Source organism: Streptomyces pathocidini (assembly GCF_001418495.1).
Classification (GTDB): Bacteria; Actinomycetota; Actinomycetes; order Streptomycetales; family Streptomycetaceae; genus Streptomyces; species Streptomyces pathocidini.
In genome coordinates, this window is record NZ_LIQY01000048.1 from 1 (window position 1) to 6,761 (window position 6,761).

A 6,761-nucleotide genomic window follows, 5' to 3' on the forward strand; every position below is an offset into this window, starting at 1 on the left:
TCTCCGTGCCCGCGATCCGCCTCAGGGCAAGCCCCGCCCACCCTTTACGGTCGGCTGCCTTCGCGACCGTACGACCCCCACGGGATGGCGAACACGCCGACGCATGCCGCGCGAACGGCGTCGCCATAATTGGCATCCATAAGTCCGATTAGCTAGCCTCTGCGTCATGAGGCTCACCAAGAGCACCGACATCGCGTTGCGTATCGCCATGCGCCTCGCGGTGCGGGGTGACGAGGCGAACCCGACGACCCGGGAGGTCGCCGAGGCGGTCGCCGTCCCGTACACCCACGCAGCCAAGGTGGTCAGCAGGCTGCAGCACCTCGGCGTCGTCGAGGCCCGGCGCGGTCGTGGCGGCGGGCTCGCGCTCACTACGGCCGGCCTGACGGGCTCGCTGGGCCATCTGGTCCGGCAGCTGGAGGGAGCGGGTGATGTCGTCGGCTGCGAGGACGATCCGCCCTGCCCGCTGCGTGCCGCCTGCCGACTGCGCGGCGCCCTCCGCGCGGCCCAGGAGGCGTTCTTCGCCGCACTGGACCCGCTGACCATCGAGGACTTGGTGGCGCCGCCGACCGGCCCGGTCCTGCTCGGCCTCACGGCGCGCTCGGCGAGCTGAATTCCGCACCTCCGCCGCGTGGCCCCCGCACCCCGTTAAACACGAATATCAAATACCAGTTAAATCTCGAGGAGTCGTCGATGCTGTCACCCGCCGCCGCCCGCACCATCCGCGAGACTCTGCCCGCCGTGGGCGCCGCGATCGAGGACATCACCCCGCTCTTCTACAAGAAGCTGTTCACCGCCCACCCCGAGCTGCTGCGCGACCTGTTCAACCGCGGCAACCAGGCCAACGGCACCCAGAGCCAGGCACTGGCGGGCTCGATAGCCGCCTTCGCCACGGCCCTCCTGGAACACCCCGGCACCCGCCCCGATGCGATGCTCGCCCGCATCGCCCACAAGCACGCCTCGCTCGGCATAGCCCCCGACCAGTACGAGATCGTGCACCGCCACCTCTTCGCCGCCATCGCGGAAGTCCTGGGGGAGGCCGTCACCGCCGAGGTGGCGGAGGCGTGGGACGAGGTGTACTGGCTGATGGCCAACGCCCTGATAGCCCTGGAGCGGCGGTTGTACGCGGAGGCGGGCGCGGACGGCGGTGCCACCTGGCGCCCGTACCGCGTCGTGGCCCGCCACCAGGAGACGGCCGATGTCGTCACCTTCCTCGCGGCTCCGGCCGACGGCGCCCCGGTGCCGGCCGCGAAGCCCGGCCAGTACGTCTCGGTACGGGTCCAACTCCCGGACGGGGCAGGCCAGATCCGCCAGTACAGCCTGTCGGGCCAACCGGACGGCGCCCTCCAGTTCTCGGTGAAGAGGACCGTCGGCACACCGTCGGGCGAGGTCTCCAACCACCTCCACGGCCACGTCACGGCAGGCAGCCAGCTGGAGTTGAGTGCCCCCTTCGGCGACGTGACGCTGGCCGAGGGCGAGGGCCCGGTGCTGCTGGCCTCGGCGGGCATCGGCTGCACACCCATGATCGGCATGCTGGCCCACCTCGCGGCCACCGGTTCCACCCGCGAGGTCATAGCCGTCCACGGCGACCGCGATCAGCTGAGCCACGCCTTCCGCGCCGACCTCGACCAACTGGTCCGCAAACTCCCGCGCGCGAGGTCCCACGTCTGGTACGAGCGCCCGGCGGGGGAGTGGCCCGCCGGGCGCACGGGCCTGGTGGACGTGACCGACCTGGCGGTCCCGCCCGGAACCACGGCGTACCTCTGCGGCCCCCTCCCGTTCCTGCGCACGGTCCGCACCCAGCTCCTGACCGCCGGAGTGCGCCCGGCCGCCATCCACTACGAGGTCTTCGGCCCGGACCTGTGGCTGGGCCACACCGCGTAAAGCAGGTGTGGCCTGCTCCTCCCGGGGAAGCGCCGGGAGGAGCAGGCCACACGCAGGGCAGGGAAGGTCAGCTGCTCTGCTCGCCGCGCTCGAACTCGGCCACGCCCTGGCGGACCAGCTTCATGGTGTCGATCCCGGCCGGTGCGCCCGCGTACACCGCGCACTGCAGGGCGACTTCGGCGAGTTCCTGCGGAGTGACGCCGTTGCGCAGTGCCCCGCCGATGTGCAGTTTCAGCTCGGCGGGGCGGTTGAGCCCGGTGAGCAGGGCCACGAGCAGCAGGCTGCGGGTGCGGCGGTCGAGCCCTTCGCGGTCCCAGACGAAGCCCCAGGAGTACTCGGTGATGAGGTCGAGCAGGGGCTCGGCCTCGGGCCAGTCCCGGAGCATGGTGTTGACGTAGGTGTCACCGAGCACGTCGCGGCGGATCTTGTCGCCGGTCTGGTGGCGGAGGGACTTGGACATGGAGACCTTTCGCTCGGATTCTGCGGGCACGCTGGTTGTTGACGCTCGCTCAGACGGGCTGAGGAGCCGGGGCCTCGTGGCCGCCGGGCCCGGTACGCGGGTCGGGCCCGGCGCCGTCGGGCCGGTCGCCGTCGAGCCCCAGCAGCGCGCGGGCTATCGCGTCGGCGTCGCCGAGGATCACGGAGTCGACACCGGGGCGGATGCCCGCGGCGGTGGCCCAGTGGACCCCCTCGGTGGGGACGCCGAACGCGTGGAGTCCGGAGTGCGCGCTGCCGGCCCGGGAGAAGACCCGGTACGGGGCGGGGGTCACGTCGAGGGCACCGGTGTGGTGCTCGATGTCGGCCTGGGCGAGGGCATGGGGCCGGGCCGTGCCCTCGTCGATGAGGCGCCTGATCAGCGGGTCGTCGGCCCCGGCGATCCCGGCAGCGGGCAACCGGGCCTCGATGAGGACGCGCCCTTCGCGCCGGCTCCCCGGCAGCAGGGGAGAGCAGGCCGTGAACCGCCCCGACTCGTCGGCACTCACCTGGAAGTCGGGCCCGAGGACCTCCAGGACCCCGGCCTCGATGAGCGCGATCATCTCCTCGATGCGGCTGGCCGGAGGGCCGATGGAGACGAAGCCGTTGAGCGGGGTGTAGAAGCGGGAGACATGGTCGCGGTAGGAATCGGCGCAGACCCGGCCGTGGTCGATGACCTGCCGTACCTCGTTGCGCAGATCGCGCATGGCGTCGAGCGCGGCCTTGACGGGGTTGCCGAGGTTTCCGTCGCGGCTGTTGGCCACGTCTTCGCGGAGGTAGCCCAGCAGCCAGGCGGTGAAAGCGGCGTGGTCCTCGAGTCGGACGGCCCGCCAGGGGTGGCTGATCCGGTCCCAGCACCAGCGCTGCTCGGCCGGGATGGCGTACCGGTCGAGCAGTTCGCCCAGGTCCCGCTCGACGGGCCAGGAGACGAGCTTCTCCGCGAAGGCGCCGATCCGCCGGTCGCCGTACTGGCGCAGCAGGGTGGTGTAGTAGACGAACTCGACCTCGCGGGTCACGATCGGCCAGACGTCCCGCAGGAAGTCCAGCCCGCCGCTGCCGTCGGCCCTCCGCTGGAGTTCCGCGATGACCTCGGCGGTGAGATAGGTCGGCTCGTAGCGCCCGCTGACGCCCTTCTGGTTGGCACCGCGGGCGTGGTACGGGATGCCGCGCCGGGAGCCCGCGTACAGCTTCGGCTCCTGCCCCGACGGGCGGTAGACCAGCCGGCCGTCCTGGCGCTCGTACCGGCCGCCGCGCCCATGGGTGAGCAGACTCAGGTAGTCGAAGAAGTTCAGCCCGAGCCCGCGCAGGATGACACCGCTGCCGGGCTCGATGCCGGTGAAGACGTCGACATCGGCGGGGTTGGCCGGGGGGATGTAGCGCAGGCGGTGCTGGGCGGCGAAGCCCAGCAGCTGCTGCTCCTCGGGCTCCAGCGCCCCCGGCAGGTGGCCGAGGGCCAGTACGGTCCGGTCCGCCACGATGGGCTCGGGGGTGCTGATGAGGTGGATCTGGAAGCGGCCGCCCGCGAGCGGGGTGACGCCGGTGACCCGCGAGACGTGCAGGCGCACGGTCACTTCGCGCGGGGCGGCGGCCAGCGCCCGTTTGAAGACCCATTGGAGGTAGTGCCCGTACAGGGCCCGGCTGGGATAGTCGTCCGGGCCCAGGACCCGTGCCTGGTTGGCGAGTTCGGTCCCCAGCTGCGCGTCGAGCGAGGCGTACGGCAGCTCGCGCAGCCACTCGTACAGGCTCGGCCCCGGCACGATCGGCCCGACGCAGTTGACGCTGGGGTCGGTGTACATCGTGACCTGGGAGGCCACCGTGTTCATCAACAGATGGCGCGACTGCGTAGGCCGCCACACGTTCCCCGAACCCGGCGCGTGGGAGTCGATGGCGTGGACGAGGACCGTGTGGCCGGGGTTGGCTCTGGCGTTCTCCATGACGCGCTCGAGGACCGACAGGCCGCGGGGGCCGAGTCCGATGATGGCAAGAGTCGTATCGGGCATGCCGCTTTTCTCCAGTGTTTCGACAGGGTGTTTCGGCGGTTGCCGCGGTGGCGGCCGCTGAGGTGTCGGAAGAGGTCAGGGGCGGGCAGGGCCTGGGGTTCTGTGCCGGGCCAGTGGCACCGCACACAGGGCGGCGGCCAGCAGCACGGCGCCGCTGAGGGTGAGAGCGGACCGGTATCCGTGCGCCAGGACGGGCCGGGCGAGCAGCGGGCCCAGGACCTGCCCGAGGCTGTAGGCGGCGGTCAGCGTGGCGACGGTCCGTGCGCCGCCGAGCCGGGAGCCGGTGGTGAGGGCGAGTTGGGTGACGGCCATGAAGGTCCCGCCGAACCCGACGGCCGCGGCGAGGGCGGCGACAGGCCCTGGGGCGAAGGCGGGCAGGGCAATGGTGACGGCCTGGACGATCAGGGCGAGGGCGAGGAGCACGGTGGGGGACATCCGCCGGCCGAGCAGCGCCCACAGGGTGCAGGAGGGGAGGGCGGCGAGCCCTGCGATGGTCCAGGTCACGTTGGCCGGCCAGGAGGGCGCGGCGCTGGTGGAGACGGTGCTGGTGGAGACGGCGGCCACGAGGAAGGTCGCGGCGATGATGTAGCCGACGCCTTCGAGGAAGTAACTGGCGGTCAGCCACCTGAGCAGCCCACGCGACCTGGCGGGCGGGCTCGCTGTCCGCCGCCCGCTCTCCCCGCCGACCCCGGGGTCGCCGACCTCGGGATCATCGCCGACGGATTCATGGGTTCTGGCCGTCACAGGGGAGCGGCCGGCAACGGGCACGCGGTCGATGACGAGCGCCAGCCCCCCGCATACGGCAGCGGCGGCCCACCAGGCATCCCGCCAGGTGCCGACCTGGCTGACCAGCAGGACGGCCGGACCGGTGAGGGCGATCCCGGCCCCCACCCCGCCGAACACCCAGCAGACCAGGTGCGGATGGCGGCGCAACTGGGACTGGGCGTCGCACGCGGTGGCAACGAACACCAGAGCACTGGCGACCCCGGCTGAAAACCGCAGAACAACCCAGAGAGCAAAGGAAGTTGAGACAGGCATGAGGCCAAGGGCCGCGATGAGAACCGCGAGTGAAATCCGCAGGGAAAGCCGGGAACGTATGAGCCGGGGAAAGAACCCGGCCAGCAGAGCCCCCGCCAGATATCCCACGTAATTCGCACTGGCAATAACCGTACTGCCGGAGGGAGTTAGGGCAACCTGCCGCTCCATCAGGGGCAGAATCGGAGTGAAGACGAACCGCCCGACACCGATCGCCGCAGCCATGGACAGGCAGCCGCGCAACACGACGCCACGAGCGTGCGCCCGAGATAACTCCAGCTCCTGACCCGCCTCGCGTACGAGCATTCCTGTCCCCCCAGGGCGTGCGGCAACAGTCCCGCGGGCAAGGAATGTCCGCGTCGGCGCTCAGTGAAGCACGCATTCGAGCCACTGAGAAATGCCGTCGACGGGACACTTATGCTGTGTGGATATGGACGTCGAACTCAGACACCTACGTGCCTTCTTGGCGGTTGCCCGCAACCTCTCGTTCACTCAGGCGGCCAGGGAGCTTTCGGTAAGCCAGCCCTGCCTCACCCGCTCGATTCAGCGCCTGGAATCCTCCCTCGGATCCCGCCTGTTGGACCGCACTTCGCGCATCGTCTCCCTCACCCCTACTGGCCAGTACCTCCTTGATCACACGCAAAGACTGCTCGCGATGCTGGATTCCACCCTGAACGCCGTCCGCAACAGCGGAACGCTCCGCCTCGGCTTCTCCTGGCTGCTCCCGGACCCCTGGGCGCAACAGGCCATCGCGGATTTCGAGTCCTCAACGAGCTGCCAGGTGGAGCTGTTGCGTCGTGACACCCCAACCGCGGGAATCGAGTTGGGGGAGGTCGACGTGGCGGTGGTACGCAGAATTCCCATGACGAAAGACGTCGTGGTCATCCCCCTCTTCGAGGAACCACGAGTGGCGGCAGTGTCGATCACGTCTCCCTTGGCGAGACGAAGGTCGCTCAACTGGCGTGAATTCAAGGACTGGCCGCTGGTGGTGAACACGGTCAGTGGCTCGACCAGGCCTGATGACTGGGAGGAAGGAGGCGCTCCCGAGCAGGTCGTCACGTGCGGGAACTACGACGAGTGGCTGGAACTCGTAGCCGCCAACCGAGGCGTGGGAGTGGCCCCGTCCAGTACATCCCGGAGATCCCACCACTCTGGAGTCCGTTTTCTCTCCATCAAGTCCGCGCCACCGATCTGCGTGTACTTAGTGCACTCTCCGAATGCCCAACACCCTTTGCTGGGAGCATTTTTGGAGTCGGCCATGGTGAATACCCGGCAGGGTATGGAATGACCTTCTCGGAATTGAGGCGGCGACCGGCGGTCGATCAACTGACATCGACCGCACCGCCCTCGCCTCCCGGGCGGCCGCCCGGG

At 70.1% G+C, this 6,761-nt stretch carries 6 protein-coding genes; 3 read left to right on the forward strand and 3 right to left on the reverse strand.

The window, feature by feature from the left end; genetic code table 11:
• Nucleotides 1-166 precede the first annotated feature (166 nt).
• On the forward strand, nt 167-610 hold the full coding sequence (locus tag AOK16_RS03165; protein WP_055470672.1) for an RrF2 family transcriptional regulator: 444 nt from the start codon (nt 167-169) through the stop codon (nt 608-610).
• Between the two features lie 80 nt (nt 611-690).
• Nucleotides 691-1,881, forward strand: a complete 1,191-nt coding sequence (locus AOK16_RS03170) for a globin domain-containing protein (RefSeq protein ID WP_055470673.1) — start codon at nt 691-693, stop codon at nt 1,879-1,881.
• 67 nt (nt 1,882-1,948) lie between these two features.
• Here the strand turns inward: AOK16_RS03170 and AOK16_RS03175 are convergent, their stop codons facing one another.
• The 3 genes from AOK16_RS03175 to AOK16_RS03185 form a co-directional block, all read right to left on the reverse strand.
• Nucleotides 1,949-2,341, reverse strand: coding sequence for a carboxymuconolactone decarboxylase family protein (locus tag AOK16_RS03175; RefSeq protein ID WP_055470674.1), 393 nt, complete (start codon nt 2,339-2,341; stop codon nt 1,949-1,951).
• Between the two features lie 49 nt (nt 2,342-2,390).
• A complete protein-coding gene (locus AOK16_RS03180; RefSeq protein ID WP_055470675.1) occupies nt 2,391-4,355 on the reverse strand; it encodes an FAD/NAD(P)-binding protein in 1,965 nt (654 codons plus the stop codon).
• A gap of 75 nt (nt 4,356-4,430) precedes the next feature.
• A complete protein-coding gene (locus AOK16_RS03185) occupies nt 4,431-5,696 on the reverse strand; it encodes a YbfB/YjiJ family MFS transporter (protein ID WP_079101009.1) in 1,266 nt (421 codons plus the stop codon).
• A 124-nt stretch (nt 5,697-5,820) separates the two neighbouring features.
• On the opposite strand from AOK16_RS03185, the gene AOK16_RS03190 reads away from it, so the two are divergent.
• A complete protein-coding gene (locus AOK16_RS03190) occupies nt 5,821-6,678 on the forward strand; it encodes a LysR family transcriptional regulator (RefSeq protein ID WP_055470677.1) in 858 nt (285 codons plus the stop codon).
• The last annotated feature ends 83 nt before the right edge of the window (nt 6,679-6,761 follow it).

Coding starts and splice junctions, on each gene's coding strand:
- AOK16_RS03165 (WP_055470672.1), top strand. CDS start 167: ATGAGGCTCACCAAGAGCACCGACATCGCGTTGCGTATCGCCATGCGC.
- AOK16_RS03170 (WP_055470673.1), top strand. CDS start 691: ATGCTGTCACCCGCCGCCGCCCGCACCATCCGCGAGACTCTGCCCGCC.
- AOK16_RS03175 (WP_055470674.1), bottom strand. CDS start 2,341: ATGTCCAAGTCCCTCCGCCACCAGACCGGCGACAAGATCCGCCGCGAC.
- AOK16_RS03180 (WP_055470675.1), bottom strand. CDS start 4,355: ATGCCCGATACGACTCTTGCCATCATCGGACTCGGCCCCCGCGGCCTG.
- AOK16_RS03185 (WP_079101009.1), bottom strand. CDS start 5,696: ATGCTCGTACGCGAGGCGGGTCAGGAGCTGGAGTTATCTCGGGCGCAC.
- AOK16_RS03190 (WP_055470677.1), top strand. CDS start 5,821: ATGGACGTCGAACTCAGACACCTACGTGCCTTCTTGGCGGTTGCCCGC.